This window comes from Streptomyces cahuitamycinicus (genome assembly GCF_002891435.1).
Lineage (GTDB): Bacteria > Actinomycetota > Actinomycetes > Streptomycetales > Streptomycetaceae > Streptomyces > Streptomyces cahuitamycinicus.
Genome location: NZ_POUC01000005.1, coordinates 1 through 19,782 on the forward strand (window position 1 = coordinate 1; position 19,782 = coordinate 19,782).

Annotated in this window: 20 protein-coding genes and 2 pseudogenes; 9 read left to right on the forward strand and 13 right to left on the reverse strand. The window is 67.3% G+C overall.

What is annotated here, in order from left to right; genetic code table 11:
* Positions 1 to 951: 951 nt before the first annotated feature.
* Positions 952 to 1,815, forward strand: coding sequence for a GNAT family N-acetyltransferase (locus C1J00_RS01345; protein ID WP_102907179.1), 864 nt, complete (start codon positions 952 to 954; stop codon positions 1,813 to 1,815).
* A 68-nt stretch (positions 1,816 to 1,883) separates the two neighbouring features.
* Here the strand turns inward: C1J00_RS01345 and C1J00_RS01350 are convergent.
* Together C1J00_RS01350 and C1J00_RS01355 are read right to left on the reverse strand one after the other, a co-directional pair.
* Positions 1,884 to 2,298 (reverse strand): annotated as a pseudogene (locus C1J00_RS01350) (GlcG/HbpS family heme-binding protein).
* Positions 2,299 to 2,366: 68 nt separating this feature from the next.
* Positions 2,367 to 3,575 carry an MFS transporter gene (locus C1J00_RS01355; RefSeq protein WP_102907180.1) on the reverse strand — a complete coding sequence of 403 codons (1,209 nt, stop codon included), beginning with the start codon at positions 3,573 to 3,575 and terminating at the stop codon, positions 2,367 to 2,369.
* A gap of 141 nt (positions 3,576 to 3,716) precedes the next feature.
* On the opposite strand from C1J00_RS01355, the gene C1J00_RS01360 reads away from it, so the two are divergent.
* Complete coding sequence (locus C1J00_RS01360) at positions 3,717 to 4,181, forward strand: MarR family winged helix-turn-helix transcriptional regulator (protein ID WP_102907181.1); 465 nt, start codon at positions 3,717 to 3,719, stop codon at positions 4,179 to 4,181.
* Between the two features lie 66 nt (positions 4,182 to 4,247).
* A complete protein-coding gene (locus C1J00_RS01365) occupies positions 4,248 to 4,700 on the forward strand; it encodes a GNAT family N-acetyltransferase (protein ID WP_102907182.1) in 453 nt (150 codons plus the stop codon).
* A 53-nt stretch (positions 4,701 to 4,753) separates the two neighbouring features.
* Here the strand turns inward: C1J00_RS01365 and C1J00_RS01370 are convergent, their stop codons facing one another.
* Positions 4,754 to 6,139, reverse strand: coding sequence for a serine hydrolase domain-containing protein (locus C1J00_RS01370; RefSeq protein ID WP_102907183.1), 1,386 nt, complete (start codon positions 6,137 to 6,139; stop codon positions 4,754 to 4,756).
* Between the two features lie 238 nt (positions 6,140 to 6,377).
* Between C1J00_RS01370 and C1J00_RS01375 the strand changes: the two genes are divergently transcribed.
* Positions 6,378 to 6,941 carry a dihydrofolate reductase family protein gene (locus C1J00_RS01375; RefSeq protein ID WP_102907184.1) on the forward strand — a complete coding sequence of 188 codons (564 nt, stop codon included), beginning with the start codon at positions 6,378 to 6,380 and terminating at the stop codon, positions 6,939 to 6,941.
* A gap of 63 nt (positions 6,942 to 7,004) precedes the next feature.
* Here C1J00_RS01375 and C1J00_RS01380 read toward each other — a convergent pair whose 3' ends face one another.
* Together C1J00_RS01380 and C1J00_RS46275 are read right to left on the reverse strand one after the other, a co-directional pair.
* The gene (locus C1J00_RS01380; protein ID WP_439333372.1) at positions 7,005 to 7,442 is read right to left on the reverse strand and encodes a TnsA-like heteromeric transposase endonuclease subunit; all 438 of its coding nucleotides are present in this window, start codon (positions 7,440 to 7,442) and stop codon (positions 7,005 to 7,007) included.
* A 123-nt stretch (positions 7,443 to 7,565) separates the two neighbouring features.
* A pseudogene (locus tag C1J00_RS46275) lies at positions 7,566 to 7,718 on the reverse strand (IS5/IS1182 family transposase); the annotation flags it as partial.
* Positions 7,719 to 7,845: 127 nt separating this feature from the next.
* Here C1J00_RS46275 and C1J00_RS01385 point away from each other — a divergent pair.
* Positions 7,846 to 8,688: a phosphotransferase gene (locus C1J00_RS01385; RefSeq protein WP_102907186.1), complete on the forward strand. Its 843-nt coding sequence runs from the start codon at positions 7,846 to 7,848 to the stop codon at positions 8,686 to 8,688.
* A gap of 168 nt (positions 8,689 to 8,856) precedes the next feature.
* Here the strand turns inward: C1J00_RS01385 and C1J00_RS01390 are convergent, their stop codons facing one another.
* The 4 genes from C1J00_RS01390 to dnaB form a co-directional block, all read right to left on the reverse strand.
* Positions 8,857 to 10,254, reverse strand: coding sequence for a TnsB C-terminal domain-containing protein (locus tag C1J00_RS01390; protein WP_180989354.1), 1,398 nt, complete (start codon positions 10,252 to 10,254; stop codon positions 8,857 to 8,859).
* Positions 10,255 to 10,259: 5 nt separating this feature from the next.
* Positions 10,260 to 10,670: a hypothetical protein gene (locus C1J00_RS01395; protein WP_102907188.1), complete on the reverse strand. Its 411-nt coding sequence runs from the start codon at positions 10,668 to 10,670 to the stop codon at positions 10,260 to 10,262.
* Positions 10,667 to 11,101 carry a TnsA-like heteromeric transposase endonuclease subunit gene (locus tag C1J00_RS01400; RefSeq protein ID WP_342751642.1) on the reverse strand — a complete coding sequence of 145 codons (435 nt, stop codon included), beginning with the start codon at positions 11,099 to 11,101 and terminating at the stop codon, positions 10,667 to 10,669. Before C1J00_RS01400 ends, C1J00_RS01395 begins: the two co-directional genes overlap by 4 nt.
* Positions 11,102 to 11,613: 512 nt before the next feature.
* On the reverse strand, positions 11,614 to 13,095 hold the full coding sequence (gene dnaB / locus C1J00_RS01405; protein WP_102907189.1) for a replicative DNA helicase: 1,482 nt from the start codon (positions 13,093 to 13,095) through the stop codon (positions 11,614 to 11,616).
* Positions 13,096 to 13,555: 460 nt separating this feature from the next.
* On the opposite strand from dnaB, the gene C1J00_RS01410 reads away from it, so the two are divergent.
* Positions 13,556 to 14,893 (forward strand): MATE family efflux transporter, encoded by a 1,338-nt coding sequence (locus tag C1J00_RS01410; RefSeq protein ID WP_102907190.1) that lies wholly within the window; start codon positions 13,556 to 13,558, stop codon positions 14,891 to 14,893.
* Between the two features lie 203 nt (positions 14,894 to 15,096).
* Here the strand turns inward: C1J00_RS01410 and rplI are convergent, their stop codons facing one another.
* The 4 genes from rplI to rpsF all read right to left on the reverse strand — a co-directional run bounded on the left by rplI (position 15,097) and on the right by rpsF (position 16,805).
* Positions 15,097 to 15,543 (reverse strand): 50S ribosomal protein L9, encoded by a 447-nt coding sequence (gene rplI / locus C1J00_RS01415; protein WP_031137688.1) that lies wholly within the window; start codon positions 15,541 to 15,543, stop codon positions 15,097 to 15,099.
* 18 nt (positions 15,544 to 15,561) lie between these two features.
* Positions 15,562 to 15,798, reverse strand: coding sequence for a 30S ribosomal protein S18 (gene rpsR / locus C1J00_RS01420; protein ID WP_003949403.1), 237 nt, complete (start codon positions 15,796 to 15,798; stop codon positions 15,562 to 15,564).
* A 45-nt stretch (positions 15,799 to 15,843) separates the two neighbouring features.
* The gene (locus tag C1J00_RS01425) at positions 15,844 to 16,443 is read right to left on the reverse strand and encodes a single-stranded DNA-binding protein (protein ID WP_102907191.1); all 600 of its coding nucleotides are present in this window, start codon (positions 16,441 to 16,443) and stop codon (positions 15,844 to 15,846) included.
* A gap of 71 nt (positions 16,444 to 16,514) precedes the next feature.
* Positions 16,515 to 16,805 (reverse strand): 30S ribosomal protein S6, encoded by a 291-nt coding sequence (rpsF, locus tag C1J00_RS01430; protein ID WP_102907192.1) that lies wholly within the window; start codon positions 16,803 to 16,805, stop codon positions 16,515 to 16,517.
* Between the two features lie 264 nt (positions 16,806 to 17,069).
* On the opposite strand from rpsF, the gene C1J00_RS01435 reads away from it, so the two are divergent.
* The 3 genes from C1J00_RS01435 (at position 17,070) to C1J00_RS01445 (ending at position 19,776) form a co-directional block, all read left to right on the forward strand.
* Complete coding sequence (locus C1J00_RS01435) at positions 17,070 to 17,375, forward strand: hypothetical protein (RefSeq protein WP_102907193.1); 306 nt, start codon at positions 17,070 to 17,072, stop codon at positions 17,373 to 17,375.
* A gap of 166 nt (positions 17,376 to 17,541) precedes the next feature.
* On the forward strand, positions 17,542 to 18,663 hold the full coding sequence (gene femX, locus C1J00_RS01440; RefSeq protein ID WP_102907194.1) for a peptidoglycan bridge formation glycyltransferase FemX: 1,122 nt from the start codon (positions 17,542 to 17,544) through the stop codon (positions 18,661 to 18,663).
* An 81-nt stretch (positions 18,664 to 18,744) separates the two neighbouring features.
* Positions 18,745 to 19,776 (forward strand): alanine racemase, encoded by a 1,032-nt coding sequence (locus C1J00_RS01445; protein WP_102907195.1) that lies wholly within the window; start codon positions 18,745 to 18,747, stop codon positions 19,774 to 19,776.
* Positions 19,777 to 19,782 lie beyond the last annotated feature (6 nt).

Below are 19,782 nucleotides of genomic sequence, written 5' to 3' on the forward strand. Positions count from 1 at the left end.
GTGCGGGACCCGGCGATGAGGCGCCGGCGAGGCTCGAGACCGCGGGGGGAGGAGCGTGCTGCGCGGCTGGAGGGGCGGGCTCCGGTATCGGCCCCGGGGCGTCACGCCCTTGCTCGTGCCCACCGGCGCTCACACTGCCGGGCGTCGGGTTTGGCGGCGCGGATGTGCCGTCTGCCGGGGCTTCCGGGACGGTTCCGGGCCTGCCCACCGGGCGTATCGCGGCCGGCCGACGCCCTTCTGCCGTTCTGTCGGGCGTCCTGGCGTCGCTGTCCGGCGCCGTCGCCGGGTCCTTGCGGGGTGTGAACCAGCCGCCCTCGCCGCCAGAAGTGCCGCTGTCGGCCGACGTGGTGGTCGGAGCGTCCATGGTGTGCCTCGCCTCGAGCATCTTCGGTCGGTCTGCGCACTTCCCCAGTCGGAAGGTGCCTGCTTTCCCCGTGGACGGTCTGCGTTCCCATCCTTGTCGCGGCCAATGCGGCCACATTCAACCCGCATTCCGGCCCCGTACGGACAAGTAGGCGAGAGTGTGACATTGGCCGCAGTGCTTTCATCGAGCTTCTCACCGCCTGGACGCTTCCGTCGTGTAACCGGAAAGGCGGGTCTTCGATCTCTCCGTCCCGCTAGGCTGCGTTGCCCTGCACTCGGCCCATACGGGGCGGGCCGTGCCGTCCCGGATGCGAACCGGAGTCGACCCTACCGGCCACCGCCCTGCACACAAGTCCCCCTTCCCTCGCCACGAATGCGGCCACGACGCGAATCATCGAGTCGGTCAACTTCGGCGCGGTAAAGCACCGTTCCCAGCCTCGATCGGACACGGGGTGTTCTTACGTGTTTCACGTGAAACATCCAGCACCGACCCACGCCGTGTACGGGTGGCGACAACTGGCCAAAAGCTCGTATGTCTCCATGGAAAGAGGTGGACGCCAAGGGTCCGCGTCGGACAGCCTGACCTGCGTGCCGACTCCTTCCCTTGCCTCTCTGCCCATCCGCCGTCTCACGCGCCGCGATCAAGCGGCCTGCGCTGACTTGTCCGAGGACCGGGGGTGGCCACGGGAGGAGCACAAGTGGGGCTTCCTCCTCACGGCCGGAAAGGGCTACGGCATCGACGACCCCGACGGCGGCCTGGTCAGCGCCTGCGTCGTCACCGAGTACGGACCGCAAAACCCTGCCCTCGCCGCGATCGGCATGGTCCTGGTGGCCGGACGGCATGCCCGGCAGGGCGTGGGACGCCGACTGATGCGCCACGTCGTCTCGGCGATAGGCGCTACTCCCGTCACCCTGCATGCCACGCCGTACGGCCGCCCCCTCTACGAGGAACTCGGCTTCAAGGTCACCGGGCGGGCCGAGATGGTCCGGGGGTACTTCAGCCCCGGTGGGCCGGAGCCGACTGTCACCACTCGCGCCGCGACCGCTGAGGACCTCACCGCGATCCTCCGGCTCGACGAGCAGGTGTTCGGGACCGACCGCACCCACATCGTCACCCGACTCCCCGCCTTCGCCGACCAGTTGCGCGTAGCCGAGGAGGGCGGGCGGATCATCGGGTACGCGGGAGCCTGGCCCAACATGGACACCCACGTCGTAGGGCCGCTCATCGCGCGCGACACGTCGGTGGCGCAGGCGCTCATCGCCTCTCTTGCCGCTCACACCGGCCGCCCGCTGCGCACCGACATCGATGTGCGGCATGAAGAGCTCCTCGCGTGGGTGAAGCAGCGCGGCCTGGAGTCCGTTGCCTTCAACTCGGTGATGTCGTACGGGATCACCGAGTTGCCCGGAGACTGGAGCCGGCGGTTCGCGCCGGTGACGGTCGCGGCGGGCTGAAGAGTCTCGATACGACGGTGCGGGCTGCCCGGAAACCGGGGGGCCCGCATGGTCGTGCTGAGACCTGGTCAGGCACGGGCCTCCAGGGGGGCCGTGGCGGAGCCGTGGTCCTGCTCCGGGGCGCCGACGCCGATCGCGCTGATCAGACGGCCCTCGCACCGCACCGGAACGCCACCGGCGATGAACGGCAGCGGCCGCTCGAGCGCGGTCGGCAGCATGTGGAAGAGGCCTCCGGCTGCACCGCATCGACCAGGTCGGCGGTGGGCGCGTTCAGCTGGAGAGCCGGGAAGGCTTTGCGGGTGCTGGTCTCGCCGGAGAGCAGCACGGCCCGGTCGTCCCGCCGGAAGGCGAGCAGATGGCTGCCCGCGTCCAGGACGGTGACGCTGATGGTGACGCCTGCGGCCTCGGCGGCTTGCTGGGACGCGGCGACGAGCGCGTCGGCTCCCGGGTGGTCAGCGGGGCGACAGCGGTGGTGGTGGTCATGAGGGAGTTCTCCCGGACGACGCGCTGATGCTGCTGGGTCATGCGGTCGGTCGGGGTGACCCGGCTGCTCAGTGGTGGACGGCGGCCCGCTGCCCGGCTGGTGCGCCACCCGTGACGACAGTGCCGGGCTCACCGGTACGGCGCTCCAGGGCGGCCGAGAGAAGGGCCAGGACCAGGGCTCCGGCTGCCAGGACGGCACCGACCCAGTTGGGGGCGGTGTAGCCGAGGCCTGCCGTGATCACGAGGCCGCCGAGCCAGGCGGACAACGCGTTGCCGAGATTGAAGGCGCCGATGTTCACGGCTGAGGCCAGGGTCGGGGCTCCGTGAGCCTGGTCGAGAACCCGCTTCTGGAGCGGCGGCACCGTGGCGAAGCCCAGGGCGCCGATCAGCGCGATGGTGATCGCCGACAGCAGCTTGTCGTGGGCGGTGAGGGTGAACAGCGCCAGGACGACGGAAAGGGCGCCCAGGGAGACGTACAGCATGGGCATCAGGGCGCGGTCGGCGAACCTGCCGCCGACGAGGTTGCCGCCGACCATGCCGAGGCCGAAGAGGACCAACAGCCACGTGACCGAGCCGTCGGCGAAGCCTGTGACGTGGGTCATCATCGGCGCGATGTAGGTGATGGCCGCGAAGACACCGCCGAAGCCGAGGACGGTCATGGCCATCGCGAGCAGCACCTGCACGTTCTTGAAAGCGGCCAGTTCGTGCCGCAGGCGCACGCCCTCCGCCTTGGGCATGTCGGGGACGAGCCGAGCGATGCCGACCAGGCCGACGACGCCGAGGGCGGCGACGATGGCGAAGGTCACCCGCCAGCCGACGGATTGCCCGACGAGCGTGCCCAGCGGGACGCCGACCACGTTGGCGACGGTCAGACCGGTGAACATCATCGCGATGGCTCCGGCTTTCTTGTCCGGGGCTACGAGGTCGGCCGCGACGACCGCACCGATGCCGAAGAAGGCGCCGTGGGCCAGCGAGGCGACGATCCGGCCGATCAGCATGACGGGGAAGGCTGGGGCGAGTGCCGAGAGCAGGTTGCCGACGATGAACAGGCCCATGAGCAGCATCAGCATCCGCTTGCGAGAAATCTTGGTGCCGAGCACGGTCATCAGCGGGGCGCCGAACATCACGCCGAGCGCGTAGCCGGTCACCAGGTATCCGGCGGTCGGGATGGAGACTCCGTAGTCGCCCGCGACCTCGGGCAACAAACCCATGATCACGAATTCCGTCGTTCCGATGCCGAAGGCCCCGATCGCGAGGGCCAGAAGCGCGAGAGGCATGGAGGGGTTACCTTCCCAAAGATTGCAGGAGCAGTTTGCCTGCGTGCACAATAGTTGCAGACGCGGCATACAGGCAACCGACGTCAATTGCGGATCTGCTTTATCCTGGCTGTCAGCCGCTCCGGGACGGAGGAGACGCCCATGACAGCGACGGACCCCGCACTCACCGCTCTCGCCCAGAGCTGGTGCGCCCTCTCCTTGCTCCACGGGAGGATCGAGGCCCACATCGAGCGCGCCCTGCAAACCGGGCACGATCTCAGCGCGCGCGAGTACTCCCTGCTTGACGTGCTCAGCCGACAGCACGACGGGGACGGCGGACATCTGCAGATGAAGCAGGTCGCCGACGCGGTCGTCCTCAGCCAGAGCGCCACCACACGTCTGGTGACCCGGCTGGAAGACCGCGGACTCCTGGAGCGCTATCTGTGCCCCACGGATCGCCGGGGCATCTACACAAACGTCACCGACGCGGGCCTCGAGCTGCTGAAGGCGGCACGGCCGACCAATGACGCCGCCCTGCGTGAGGCCCTCGACGAAGCGGCGAAGAACCCCGAACTGGCCCCACTGGTCCGGGTCGTGGAGACGCTGAAAACCCCGCTGCCCGCCTGAGGCACCCGCACAGGACATACCGCGTGCGGCATCTCCGCACCGGCCGGCACTGCGTAGGGTGCGTCCATGGGAGATCTTGAGATACGTGCCGCGATCGCCGACGACGTCCCGGCAATCGTCGCCATGCTCGCGGACGACCCGCTGGGCGCACAGCGTGAGTCACCGGACGACCTCGCCCCGTACCTGGCCGCACTGGAGCGGCTCAGCGCCGACCCGAATCAGCGTCTGGTCGTGGCGGTACGGCAGAGCCGGGTCGTCGGCACTCTCCAGCTCACGATCATTCCCGGGCTCTCCCGACGCGGCGCCACCAGGTCGACCATCGAAGGGGTGCGCATCCACGCTGACGAGCGCGGCAGCGGGCTGGGGAGACAACTCATCGAGTGGGCGGTCAACGCATCCCGGGACGAGGGATGCCAGTTGGTCCAGCTGACCTCCGACAGGACCCGTACCGACGCCCACCGCTTCTACGAACGACTCGGGTTCACGGCCTCCCATAGAGGCTTCAAACTCCAGCTCTGACCGGCATGTCTGGGCGTCGTTTCACGTGAAACGACGCCCAGACACGTCACCGCTCAACCGGTACCGCGCCATCCCCCGGGATCGATCCCGCCCGGCACAGGAGCCCCCTCCTCATACGGCTGACGCGTGAACACGAACGAGCCGAGGTCCAGATGGCTCACGGAGCCGTCCGGCCGCCGTACGGCCTTCAGGGGCTCGCCAGCGTAGTAGCCGTCCAGCCCCGTCCAAGTGCCGTCGCCGTTCGAGCGGAACCGTGAGCGGCGCCCGGCACCAGACAGCGGCCCCAGTGAAACCAGTCCGTCGGCTGTCAGCCGCAGAGCGAAGGCGTGCGTCCCCCAGTACCACTGCCCCGTCAACTCCAGCAGCGACGGGTCGAGATCAACCAACGGCTTCCACGGTGCAGGGATGCGCGGCTCCGCCTCGGCGACGATGCGGACCAGGTCGGCGGCGACCTGGAACAGCAGCGGCCCGGAAGTGGAGTTGGCCATGGCGATCGCCGCCACGTCGTCATCGACGCTGATCATGAGGCATGCGAGGAACCCGGGCAGTGAGCCGGTGTGACCGACGAGGGACCGGCCGTTCCGTCGCCGGATCTCCATGCCCAGACAGTAGGCGTAACCGCTCGCCACATCCGCCGCATCGTGGGGCGCGGCAGGTGTCCTCATCTCCCGCAACGACTCGGCACGCAGCACCCGCTCGTCGCCATGGACCAGGAAGACCGCGAACCGCGCCAAGTCACCGGTCGTCGACCAGAGCTGACCGGCTGGTGCCATGCGTCCCAGATCCTCGACCGGCTCGGGAAGCATCACATCGGCCCAGGGATGCACGGCCCAGCCACCCGCATGGGGCGCCTGAGGCAGCACGCTTGTGCGATGCAGACCCAGAGGTTCGAGCACTTCACGCCGAAGGACGTCCTCCCAGGGGGCCCTGCGGAGCTTCTCGATGAGTGCGCCGAGCAATGCGTACCCCGGGTTCGAGTAGTGGAACCGGCGGCCGGGCGAGACCAGCAGGGGCCGCTCACCCAGAACGTCGGCGAGTTCGGGCCGCAAGGATCCCGGGCTCCGCTCCCACCACGGCCCCGGCGTCTCGGCCGCCAGCCCACCTGTGTGCGCCAGGAGCTCTGCGACGGTCGCCTCCCCCACGCCGGTGCCCGGCAGATGCTTCTCGAGCGGATCCCCGAGATCCAGTGCGCCCTCGTCGCGAAGCCGCAGCACGAGGACGGCCGTGAAGGTCTTGGTGATCGAGCCGATCCTGTACTGCACGTTCTCGTCCGGCGCATGCCCTTCCACCGAAGTCCGTGCACCCGTCCACACCGTGGTCCCATCCCGCACAACGGCCGCGACGAGCGACGGAGCCCGCCCTTCGGCCTGCGCGACGGCGATCCGGTGCAGCAGAGCACGACGGGTACCGGGAAGCAGTTCTCCCTGAGATGTCGTCATGGGCCCAGTCCACCCCGCCGGACATCCCCGCGTCGAGCACATTCGGGCCCGCAGCCTGCGAGGCCGGGTGCAGGTCTCGTGGACTCCTGGCACAGGGCATCGCGCTGATCGCCGGAACGATGAGTCTGCGGCTGAGCCACCGAGCACGAGGACTACATGCGAGCTCAGATCGCACCGATGAGTTTCCCGCGCCGCGCCGGTCCGTACGCGAGGGACCGACTCACGGAAGGCTGGCACCATGCGTAAATTGATCTACGGCATGAACCTGAGCCTGGACGGCTACATCGCCGCGCCCCGCGACGACATCGGCTGGAGTGTGCCGAGCGACGAGCTGTTCCAGTTCTGGTCCGATCAATTGCAGGCGACCGACCTGACGCTGTACGGGCGCAAGCTGTGGCAGACGATGAGCTCCTACTGGCCGACCGGCGACCAGCAGCCCAACGCCACCCCGGCGGAGATCGAGTTCGCACGCCGCTGGCGGGACATGCCGAAGGTGGTGTTCTCCTCGACGATCGACAAGGTCGACTGGAACACCCGCCTGGTCACCGGCGAAGCGGTCGCCGAGATCACCCGGCTCAAGGCCGAGGACGGCGGCCCGATGGACATCGGCGGCGCGACGCTCGCCGGGGCGGCCATGCGGGCCGGGCTGATTGACGAGTACGTGCTGGCCACCGCGCCGGTCCTGGTGGGCGGCGGCACGCCGTTCTTCACCGCGCTGGACAACTGGGTGAACCTGAACATGGTGGAGACGCGAACGCTTCCCGGCGGCGTGATTCTGAGCAGGTACGAGACGAGGCGCTGAGCAGCCTCCCGCTGTCTCCCGGCTTGGATGGGTGGTGTTTCCTCTCACGGTCGTGGCATTTCCTCAGCCAACAAGCTCCGGGGCGAACCCGCCCACCGCGCCGAGGGCTTCGCGGGGCATGCCGTCCGCGACGGCCCCATCAGCCGCGTCCAGCAGGTCAGCGGGGAAAAGCCAGTCAAGGCGGTATCCGGCGAGGAGCCGTACGTTCTCCGACAGCGCCGGCTCCGGTTCGCTCAGCACTTGATACCCCCACCCGCGGTCCTGCACGGCCTGGCGTGTCCAGGCGAATGTGAAGGCCACCTCCGGGGTCTCCAGCCGGCGACTCGGCCTCACATCGACGACCAGCGGCCCCTCCCGCGTCAGCAGCGGGTAGTCGGGGATGTGCTTGCGCACTTTGCCCTGCACCCACGCCTTCAGCAGGAACGGCTGGACCACGACGTGCCGTACCGACGGATCGAAGTCGACGCGGAGACAGAGAACACATGATGTGTAGGTTCCCATTACCTGATTCAGCGTCAGCTCTTGTGACCTGCGGCTTTGCGCACCGTTCCAGCATCGTGTCAGTGCCGGATTCCCATGGTGCGTGTCATTTTCCTCGGCGCACGAACCCACAGGTGCCTGCGTGCGGGCGCCGGCCGCATGTTGGTGAGCGCGGACGATGGTGGAGTCGACCGAGATGTCCCAGTCGATCTCATCTGCCGCGTCGGCAGCGGCCTGGGCCTGCTGGAGCAGCAGCTCCCACGTTCCGTCCGCGGACAAAAAATCCCACGGCCTGTGCAGGCCCTGCTTTGCGATGCTTATCGCCGGGTCCGGGTCTGGGCTCCGAATGATGTTCACGAAGACATCGGGGGCGTCGCTGTTGTCCCCAGACGTGTATGCGTACTCAACGATGGGGGAGAACGGTATGGAGCCGTTAGAACTCCGCCGAGCAGTTGCGGCAGGACGGGCAACCGCTTCGGAGCTGGGCCTTCAGGTCGACGATGCCATCGTCATCCACAACTCGGACCGCGTCGCGCTGCGCCTGGTCCCTTGCGATGTTCTCGCTCGGGTCGCGCCTTCGGGGCATCTGGCTGGTTCCGAGTTCGAAGTGGAGGTTGCTCACCATCTCGCCAACGTCGACGCACCGGTGGCTGAGCTCGATCCTCGGGTCGAGCCCCGAGTCTATGTGCGTGACGCCTTCGCCATCTCGCTCTGGACCTACTACGAACCTGTGGGATCAGAGATCGCGCCGACCGACTATGCAGACGCCCTCATGCGGCACCATGCCACCCTGCGCCAGATCGATCTGGACGCACCGCATTTCACCGATCGAGTCGCCGCGGCGCTGAGAGAGGTGAACGACCGGGAGCAGTCCCCCGAGCTACCTGATTCTGACCGGGAACTCCTCAGCAACACACTCAGTGGGCTGAGCGCCACGATCAGCAGCGACGAAACCGGCGACCAGCTGTTGCACGGCGAGCCGCATCCGGGCAACCTCCTCAACACGAGGAGAGGGCCGCTTTTCGTAGACCTCGCCACGTGCTGCCGTGGGCCGATCGAGTTCGACCTCGCCCATGCCCCCGAAGAAGTGGGAGAGCACTATGCGGGGGCTGGCCACGACCTGATTCAGCAGTGCCGCGCCCTGAACTGGGCGATGTTCTCGGCCTGGCGCTGGCGCCGAGACGACCAAATGCCCGACCGGGGCCACTGGAGAGTGGAGGGACTCAACCGGGTTCGTGCTGCACTCGATCGCTGCGCACTGGGCTGAACTGCAAGAAAAGGGCTGCTGGGTCCCGATCCGCAACACCGTGTGCGGCGAACCGACACGGTGCTGCGGATGAACTCGGCCAGCTTGAGAGGACATCTCCGCCTCTCGCCCCGTGCCCACGTCAACGCCCCGGACACGGACCATTCACATGATCGGCCGGGCAAGTCCTCATTCTGTCCCCGCATGGATCGCTGCGACTACGGCTTCGCCGATCGGGGTCAATTTCATTGGCGACGCCGTGGTTGCACGGATGAGGAGTGGGTGCCCGATCTCGCGACGCAGTCTTCCGACTCTCGTAATCAGGGCCGTGTGATGGGTTCCGAGTGCTTCGGCGGCTTCCTTGAGTGTGCGATAGCGCGACACGGCAGCGAACTCGCGAAGGCGGTCCCATGCGCCTGGCCCCGTGAAGGCAGGACGGAGAATCTCCGGTGCCTTGCTGGCCTGTGCTGCCAGCTGCGCGAGTTCGGGGCGGGTGTGCCCGTTCACCTTGGTCACGGGGATTCCGTGCAGCTTGGCCCATCGGGTCATGGTCGTGGGGCTGAGACCCTTCTCGCGGCCGAGCTCTGCCAGGGTCCGGCCGTGGACCAAGTACTGCTCGCGGAGCCATGCGCCGTCGACGTAGCCCTTGCGCGGTCCCGTTGCGTTGGGCTCGCGGACCTCGATGCCGTACTGCTCAGCGAGACGCCTCGTAACGTTGCGGCTGACGCCAGCGCGGTCCGCGATCTGGCGGAGGCCGAGACGTTCTGCGTGGTAGAGCCGCCGGAACTCGTCCGGCGGCAAGGCCTGCTTCGCGATTCTCATGGCCTCGCCGTCGTTCCGCCGGCGACTGAACTCCAGCCGCCGCTTGTCCAGGTCGATGTCGGAGCCGGCCATGTCGCGCAGCCCATCGAGACAGGGACCGTTGTAGCGGCGGCCGTTGATCTCGACACCATAGGGCTGGACCGTGCGCATCATGGCGTCGAGGAATTCGAAGGCGAGATGCGGGTCACGGGGCACCTCGATGTAGCCCGCCCGCGCGAGACCGTGCTCGAAGATCGCCGCCGGAGACAGTTCCACCTTCGGCAGGTGCGGATCGACGAGACCCTCGTGTGGCGTGCGGTGATAGTCCGCCGCGATCCACTCGCGGATAATCGCCTCAAGCTCGTGGTGGAAGAAGAAGGCGTCCTTCTCGGGGTTCAAACCACGCGAGTGGATGTTGGGTCCCTTGTAGCCGGGCAGTCGCTGCAGCAGGTCTTCCCGCAGGGTCCGGAAGAACCGCTCCACCGGGCCCTTGTCCCGACCTGTGCGCAGCCTCGCCGGCTGCACCGAAATACCCATCCGGTGACAGACGCTGGTCAGATGCGCCGACAAGTAGATCTTGCCGTGGTCGACGATCAGTGTCTCCGGTGCAAGCTTCGGCCCCCAGACTCCGGTGACGGGCCCGTGGACGGCCTCGGCGTCCACGAGCACCCCGCGGGGAATCCCGTGCTCGGGCCAGGCGGCGTCCCTCGGCCAGCTCTCCGGCACCGGCTGGGGACGGTATGCCTGATAGAGCACCGCCGCCGCGTCGATGGCCTTGGTCGACACCGGGGTCACTCGCAAGCCTCATACCGGGCCTTCAAAGGCAAGGTAGGGGCGTACTGAGGGCGCGGCTCATCTGGGCGCGCAAGATGCTCACTGCCGGAGCGGTATCCCGTCACCATCTCCCGGACATGCTCGGCACGTTCCAGAACCTCCTTCTTCTCGTGCTTGGTCAGCCGGTTCAGCACCACGGCCGCGAGGTCTTCGCTATCGGAGGAAGACGGGCCCGTTCTGTCGTGGATCAGTTCGGCGCGATCCGAGGTAAGCAGCTCACGCACCGACATCCGGGCCAGTCGGCTGCGGCCGTCCTTGAGGATGACCTCCATGCCCGTGGCCAGGATGGCGAAATCCACAACCTCGACCGTCTCACCGTCCAGGCGGAAATGCGTCCCGACCCCCAGCTTCGCCCCCGCACCGCTCATGCAGCCCTCCGCAGCACGTGCCCCACACTCAGCGGCCGGTCCAACGCAGTCGTCACCTGCCCAGACCACAGCAGGTGCAGCACCGCCGACTTCACCAGCGGGGAAGGACAGCCAGGCAGCAGCCGAAAGGCGTTGCCCAGCAACATCCCGTCCAGATCCTCGGCCATCAAGGCGCCGACCATGTCGGGGGCGAACAGCCAGTCGCGCCGGTAGCCAGCAAGAAATCGGATGTTCTCCAGCACGGCTGGGTCCGGCTCGCTCCACACCTCGTACCGCCACCCCCGCGAGGTGACCGCCTCCCGCGTCCAGGAGAACGTGAAGGCAACCTCCGGCTTCTCCAGCCGGTGGCGAGGCCTGACGTCCACGACCAGCGGGCCGGCATCAGTAAGCAGCAGGTAGGCCGGGATCTGTTTACGGACCTTGCCGTCGATGCAGCCTTGAGCAGGAACGGCTGGGCGACAATGTGCCGCACCTCCGGGGCGAAGTCGGCGAACAGCAGCCGACCCAACTCCAGCCGGGACTCATAAATCACATGGCCGCCCACAGTCGCCGACCAGTACGTACCTGAGTAGTGCTGCTGCCCCTTGTACCAGCGAAACGTCCGCCACGGGCGGGCCCCATGCAGTAATTCGAGCGGCACCGACTGCCACTCCAGGTCCTCCGCCGTGGATTCGTCACTGCGCCGGACGCTCAGCCGTACTGGCATGGCCACCGCTGTACTCATCGGACCGACCCCGTGTCTTCCGAAGCGGCCCCGCTGGCCGCCGAACGCTGAGGTCCTGCCCTAGTCACGCCCGCTGATGACGACCGGGACAGCCCTGTACACGAAGAGGGGAATCACTCGATCAAGAGGCATGATTCTCACCTCCATGTCCTTTTGGACACGCGGTGGACATCCCCAGTGAGAAAAGGACACGGGATCTGAGAACCTACAGATGGGCGATCAGGTCTGCGCCATGTCCACGAACCGTGAGTAGTGCCCCTGGAAGGCGACCGTGATCGTCGCAGTCGGGCCGTTACGGTGCTTTCCCACGATGATGTCCGCCTCGCCCGCGCGCGGCGACTCCTTCTCATACGCGTCCTCGCGGTGCAGAAGAATCACCATGTCGGCGTCCTGCTCGATGGAGCCGGACTCACGCAGGTCGGACACCATCGGCTTCTTGTCCGTGCGCTGCTCGGGACCACGGTTCAGCTGGGAGAGCGCGATCACCGGGACCTCCAGCTCCTTCGCCAGGAGCTTGAGGTTCCGGGACATGTCCGAGACCTCCTGCTGCCGGCTCTCGGAGCGCTTGGAGCCCCCGGCCTGCATGAGCTGCAGATAGTCGATGATCACCAGCTTGATGTCGTTGCGCTGCTTAAGCCGACGGCACTTCGCGCGAATCTCCATCATCGACAGGTTCGGGGAGTCGTCGATGTAGAGCGGTGCGGACGAGACCTCGGGCATCCGGCGCGCCAGGCGCGTCCAGTCGTCGTCCGTCATGGTGCCGGAGCGCATGTGGTGCAGAGCGACGCGGGCCTCTGCGGACAGCAGACGCATCGCGATCTCGTTGCGCCCCATCTCCAGGGAGAAGATGACGCTCGGCAGATTGTGCTTGATCGACGCGGCCCGGGCGAAGTCAAGGGCAAGCGTCGACTTGCCCATGGCGGGACGAGCCGCGATGACGATCATCTGCCCCGGATGCAGACCGTTGGTGAGGGAGTCGAGGTCCGTGAACCCCGTGGGAACGCCCGTCATCTCGCCGCTGCGCGAGCCGATCGCCTCGATTTCGTCGAGCGCACCCTCCATGATGTCGCCGAGCGGCAGGTAGTCCTCGCTGGTGCGCTGCTCGGTGACCGCGTAGACCTCAGCCTGGGCGCGGTTGACGATCTCGTCGACGTCGTCGTCGGCCGCGTATCCCATCTGTGTGATGCGTGTGCCGGCTTCGACCAGTCGGCGCAGGACGGCCCGCTCATGGACGATTTCCGCGTAGTACGCCGCGTTGGCCGCCGTCGGTACCGTCTGGACGAGGGTGTGCAGATACGAGGCCCCGCCGACCTTGTTGATCTCACCGCGTTTGGTGAGCTCGGCCGCGATCGTGATGGGGTCGGCGGGCTCGCCCTTGGCGTAGACGTCGAGGACGGCCTGGTAGATCGTCTCGTGGGCCGGCTTGTAGAAGTCATGGCCCTTCAGGATCTCGACGACGTCGGCGATGGCGTCCTTGGACAGGAGCATGCCGCCGAGGACGGACTGCTCGGCTTCGATGTCCTGCGGCGGTACCCGTTCGAAGGACGGGGCCGATCCGCTGTCCCACGCCCCGTTGTCCCTACCGCGCTCATGCTGTTCGTCTCTGCCGCGGGCTCCGTCACCACGTCGGCGGGAGGCGGGCAGACGATCACTGGGACCGCTGTCGGCCCACGGGTCGTCCAAGGGCTCGGAAATGCTCACCGAGCCACCTCCTCCCGTCCGCCGAAGCAGACCTAGCCGTGCCCCTTTGTTCTACGGCACGGCACTGACAAATAAGAGGCCCAACTCCGGTTGGCACGCGCCGGTTTTGTGGCGTTTTGAAAACCGGCGGACGGAGCGGGCGCCGGACCACCGTAGGCCTGTCGGCACCGTCAGCCAATCTGGTTATCCACAGGCCATGTGGACGACGGCCCAGATGCTGTGGAGAACTCCGCGAAACCTGTGCACGACCCGGTGGACAGTCCTGTGAACAAGCAGTGACCCGCACTCGGAGAACCATCTTGACCTGCAGATTTGTCATCCACGGGCTGTGCAGAAGAAAAACTTTCCCAACCGGCCCAAGATCGCCTCGAACAGTGCACAGCAGTGCGCACCCGAGGACGGAAAGTAAGGGGTGCAAAAGCTTTGCATCTCTTACCTGTGGACGATTAGATTGGTGCACATGACACAGGCCCCCGCGCGCCGTCGAACCGGCCGGAGACAGCACGACCGAGAGATCGTCGCGCTGGCCGTGCCGGCCTTCGGCGCCCTCGTCGCCGAGCCCCTCTTCCTCATGGCCGACACAGCCATCGTGGGCCACCTGGGCACAGCCCAACTCGCCGGACTCGGCGTCGCTTCCGCCTTGCTCATGACCGCCGTCAGCGTCTTCGTCTTCCTCGCCTACGCCACAACGGCCGCGGTTGCCCGTCGCGTCGGAGCGGGCGACCTCCCGTCCGCCATCCGGCAAGGCATGGACGGTATCTGGCTCGCACTGCTCCTCGGTGCCGCCGTCGTCGCCGTCGCACTGCCGACAGCACCCCATCTCGTGGACCTCTTCGGTGCCTCGGAGGCGGCAGCCCCCTACGCGATCACCTACCTGCGCATCTCCGTACTCGGCATACCGGCGATGCTCGTGGTCCTCGCCGCGACCGGTGTCCTGCGCGGCCTGCAGGACACCAGGACCCCGCTCTACGTCGCCATCGCCGGCTTCGTCGTCAACGGCGCCCTCAACGCCGGGCTGGTCTACGGCGCCGATCTGGGGATCGCCGGCTCCGCTTGGGGCACCGTCATCGCTCAGTGCGGCATGGCCGCGGTCTATCTCGTGGTGGTTCTGCGCGGAGCGCGCAAGCATGGTGCCTCGCTGCGCCCGGATGCCGCCGGGATCAGGGCCTCCGCGCAAGCCGGTGTGCCCCTGCTGGTGCGCACTCTCTCGCTGCGGGCGATCCTGATGATCGCCACGGCGGTCGCTGCCCGTCTCGGGGATGCCGACATCGCCGCCCACCAGATCATCCTTTCCCTGTGGAGCCTGCTGGCCTTCGCCCTCGACGCCATCGCCATCGCGGGGCAGGCCATCATCGGTCGATACCTCGGAGCCGGTGACGCCCAGGGCGCCCGGGACGCATGTCGGCGGATGGTCGAGTGGGGTATCGCCGTCGGAGTCGTTCTCGGAGTTCTGGTGGTGATCAGCCGACCGGCGTTCCTGCCTCTGTTCACCAGCGACCCGGCAGTCAAGGATGTGGCGCTGCCCGCCCTGATCATCGTCGCCCTTTCCCAGCCCATCTCCGGCATCGTCTTCGTCCTTGATGGAGTCCTGATGGGTGCCGGCGACGGCCCCTACCTGGCCTGGGCAATGCTGATCACCCTGGTGGTCTTTACGCCGGTCGCCCTACTGGTCCCGGTACTGGGCGGCGGTCTCACCGCCCTCTGGGCCACGATGACGCTGATGATGACTGTGCGGATGCTGACCCTGTGGCTTCGCACTCGCTCGGGCGCATGGATTGTGACGGGCGCGACCCGCTGACCGTTTCACCTGAACGCTTCCCGTTTCACGTGAAACAGGGTGGGCTCCGCAGAAGGCGGTGTTTCACGTGAAACAGGGACGTCCCTCGGTGTACCTGCGCCCGAAAGAGACGGCCCTCGGCAAGCCTGCGTCCGACAGACACGAATGGGGCCGCACCCCGCAGGGTGCGGCCCCATCGCTTGTTGCTTCAGCATGCGCGGCACTCAGGCCGCGACGACCTCGATGTTCACCTTCGCGGCAACCTCGGGGTGCAGACGCACGGACGTCTCGTGAGCGCCCAGCGTCTTGATCGGCGAGCCGAGCTCGATGCGGCGCTTGTCGACCTCGGGGCCACCAGAAGCCTTGATCGCGGAAGCGATGTCGGCCGGGGTGACGGAACCGAAGAGACGACCGGCGTCGCCGGAGCGAACGGCCAGACGAACCTTGACGCCCTCGAGCTGGGCCTTCACAGTGTTGGCCTGCTCGATGGTCTGGATCTCGTGGATCTTGCGAGCACGACGGATCTGCTCGACGTCCTTCTCGCCACCCTTGGTCCAGCGGATAGCGAACTTCCGCGGGATCAGGTAGTTGCGAGCGTAACCGTCCTTGACGTCGACGACGTCGCCCGCGGCACCGAGGCCGGAGACCTCGTGGGTGAGGATGATCTTCATGAGTCGGTCACCCTTCCCTTATCGCGCGGTGGAGGTGTAGGGCAGCAGCGCCATCTCACGGCTGTTCTTCACGGCCGTGGCGACGTCACGCTGGTGCTGCGTGCAGTTGCCGGTCACGCGGCGGGCACGGATCTTGCCACGGTCGGAAATGAACTTCCGCAGCATGTTCGTGTCCTTGTAGTCCACGTACGTGACCTTGTCCTTGCAGAATGCGCAGACCTTCTTCTTCGGCTTGCGCACAGGCGGCTTAGCCATGGTGTTTCTCCTGTGTGATCAAGAAGTGTGAGTGCGAACCCGCCCTTAGAAGGGGGGCTCGTCCGAGTAGCCGCCGCCGCTGCCGCTGCCGCCGCCGGAGTTTCCACCCCAGCCGCCGCCACCGCCCTGGTTGCCACCGGCGGGAGCGCCGGTCGCCCAGGGGTCGTCAGCGGGAGCGCCGCCGCCCTGCTGGCCGCCACCGGGGCCGCCGCCCCAGCCGCTGCCACCCTGGCCGCCACCGCCACCGCCACCGAAGCCCTGGCCGCCCTGGCCACCGCGGCCGGTGGTCTTGGTGACCTTGGCCGTGGCGTTGCGCAGGCTGGCGCCGACTTCCTCGACGTCCAGCTCGTAGACCGTGCGCTTGACACCCTCACGGTCCTCGTAGGACCGCTGCTTCAGCCGGCCCTGCACAATGACGCGCATGCCTCGCTGGAGCGACTCAGCGACGTTCTCCGCCGCCTGACGCCAGACCGAGCAGGTCAGGAACAGGCTCTCGCCGTCCTTCCACTCGTTCGTCTGGCGGTCGAAGGTGCGGGGGGTGGACGCGACACGGAACTTCGCGACCGCCGCACCGGAGGGGGTGAAGCGCAGCTCGGGGTCGTCGACAAGATTGCCGACGACCGTGATGACGGTCTCGCCTGCCATGGGGGAACCTCTCGGCGGGTTTGCTCTGGCTGCTTGCTACTCGAATCCCGGGATCAGCTGAGCTTGGAAGCTCAGTGGGTCTCGGGGCGGAGGACCTTGGTCCGGAGGACCGACTCGTTCAGGTTCATCTGGCGGTCGAGCTCCTTGACGACCGAAGGCTCGGCCTGCAGGTCGATGACCGAGTAGATGCCCTCGGGCTTCTTCTTGATCTCGTACGCGAGACGACGACGGCCCCAGGTGTCGACCTTCTCGACCTTTCCGCCGCCATCACGGACGACGGAGAGGAAGTTCTCGATCAGCGGAGAGACAGCGCGCTCCTCGACCTCGGGGTCGAGGATGACCATCACCTCGTAGTGACGCATGTGGAACCCACCTCCTTTGGACTCAGCGGCCACGGTCGTTCCGTGGCAGGAGGGTTGTGATGCGTAGCAACGGTATCGGCCACCACTGACAGTCGGGGTCTCTCGCGAGAAGCCCCTTGCCATGACATGGGCAGACACCGGTGCGGACGGTACAGAGTACCCGCACAGCGGCTTGCGGTTGAAATCCGGCCTCCGGGGCAGCCAATCTGTACCCATCGGGTGTGTATGGCGCTACCGTGCGCCGACTCTCGCAGGAGGTGCCTTATGGCACAGGCATTGCGACCGAACACCGCCGGCGGCCTCTTCGCCACGGACGGCAAGCCCCATCCCCTCCAGGACGCCCTGCTCGCGGTGACCCTGGTGCTGGGCCTCACATCGTTCCTCACGGCGATCATCGACGACGACTTGCATGTGCTCAGCTCCTGGGCCGGTCTCGTGGGCATCCTCACGGGTGCGTACGGCCAGTGGATCTCGGAGACGACCAGGGAGCGCTTCGGCCTGATCCTGGGCCTGGGCGCATCAGGCGTCGGGTTCTTCCTGGGCATGGCGCACGGCGGCCTCATCGGCTGACGCCAGGGCACCCCTCATCTGAAACACCGGGTCACGCCCCGGTCGGCCTCGCCGGGGCGAAGGTCCCGTACGCCCAACCGGCGCGCTCCCAAGGCGCAGTAGGCTTCGCGCGAGAGCCGGAGCCCCTGTACCCATGGGGACACACCAGCCCGAGGAGCGCCCCGAAATGAGCCTGACCCTGAGGACCATCAGTCGCGAGCAGCATCTGGCCTACATCCAGAGCCTGCCGTCGGCGAGCCACATGCAGGTCCCGGCCTGGGCTGACGTCAAGGCGGAGTGGCGCTCCGAGAACCTCGGATGGTTCGACGACCGCACGGGCGAGATGGTCGGCGCCGGTCTGGTTCTCTACCGGCAGCTCCCCAAGATCAAGCGCTACCTCGCCTACCTGCCCGAGGGCCCGGTCATCAACTGGTTCGCGCCGAATCTGCAGGAATGGCTCGAACCGATGCTGGCTCATCTGAAGCAGCAGGGCGCCTTCTCCGTGAAGATGGGCCCACCGGTGATCATCCGGCGCTGGGAGGCCCCCTCCATCAAGGCGGGTATCCAGAACCCGGACGTGAAGCGCCTGCGTGACATCGAGGCCGACCACATCGAGCCGCGTGCCTTCGAGGTGGCCGACAAGCTGCGCCGCATGGGCTGGCAGCAGGGCGAGGACGGCGGAGCCGGCTTCGGAGACGTGCAGCCCCGCTACGTGTACCAGGTGCCGCTGGCGAACCGCTCCCTGGAAGAGGTCCACAAGAACTTCAACCAGCTGTGGCGCCGCAACATCAAGAAGGCCGAGAAGGCCGGCGTCGAAGTCGTCCAGGGCGGCTACCAGGATCTTGAGGAATGGCAGCGGCTGTACGAGATCACGGCCGTGCGCGACCACTTCCGGCCGCGCCCGCTGTCGTACTTCCAGCGCATGTGGACAGCCCTCAACACCGAGGACCCCAATCGCATGCGGCTGTACTTCGCCCGGCACGACGGCGTGAACCTGTCCGCCGCGACGATGCTGATCGTCGGCGGGCACGTCTGGTACTCCTACGGCGCCTCGGACAACATCGGCCGTGAGGTCCGGCCCTCGAACGCGATGCAGTGGCGGATGCTGCGCGACGCCTACGCGCTCGGTGCCACCGTCTACGACCTGCGCGGCATCTCCGACTCGCTGGACGAGACCGACCACCTCTTCGGCCTGATCCAGTTCAAGGTGGGTACCGGCGGCCAGGCAGCCGAGTACCTCGGCGAGTGGGACTTCCCGCTGAACAAGCTTTTGCACAAGGCGCTCGACATCTACATGTCGCGCCGCTGATGTCCCGTTCAGTGCTTCTATACCCCTGATACACGGCAACTGCCGATACACGGCACCGCGAGAAAGGCTCCAGGTCCGGCCATGGCGCTCACGCTCTACGTCGACACCGCGCGCTGGCGTGCGCACCACAAGCACGTGCAGGAGCAGTTCCCGGGCCTCGTACCGGTCTGCAAGGGCAACGGCTACGGCTTCGGGCACGAGCGGCTTGCGGAGGAGGCCACGCGGCAGGGCTCGGACATCCTCGCCGTCGGCACCACGTACGAGGCCGCCCGGATCAAGGACTGGTTCGGCGGCGACCTGCTGGTGCTGACGCCGTACCGGCGGGGCGAGGAGCCGGTGCCCCTGCCGGACCGGGTCATCCGCTCCGTCTCGTCGATAGACGGCGTGTACGGCCTGGTCGGTGCCCGTGTGGTGATCGAGGTGATGTCCTCGATGAAGCGGCACGGCATCAGCGAGCAGGACCTGGCCCAGTTGCACGCTGCCATCGAGAACGTCCGCCTGGAGGGTTTCGCCATCCACCTGCCGCTGGACCGCACCGACGGCTCGGACGCCGTCGAGGAGGTCATCGGCTGGATGGACCGGCTGCGTGCCGCCCGGCTGCCCCTGCACACCATGTTCGTCAGCCACCTCAAGGCCGAGGAACTCGCCCGGCTTCAGCAGCAGTTCCCGCAGACCCGCTTCCGGGCCCGCATCGGAACGCGGCTGTGGCTGGGGGACCACGACGCCACGGAGTACCGCGGCGCGGTTCTGGACGTCACGCGCGTCGCCAAGGGCGACCGTTTCGGCTACCGACAGCAGAAGGCGGCCTCCGACGGCTTCCTGGTGGTCGTGGCGGGTGGTACGTCGCACGGAGTGGGTCTGGAGGCCCCCAAGGCACTGCACGGCGTCATGCCGCGGGCCAAGGGCGTCGCCCGCGCCGGCCTCGCGACGGTGAACCGGAACCTTTCTCCCTTCGTCTGGGGCGGCAAGCAGCGCTGGTTCGCGGAGCCGCCGCACATGCAGGTCTCGATCCTGTTCGTGCCGGCGGACGCGCCCGAGCCGAAGGTCGGCGATGAGCTGGTGGCCCATCTTCGGCACACCACCACGCAGTTCGACCGGATCATGGACCGCTGAGCGTCC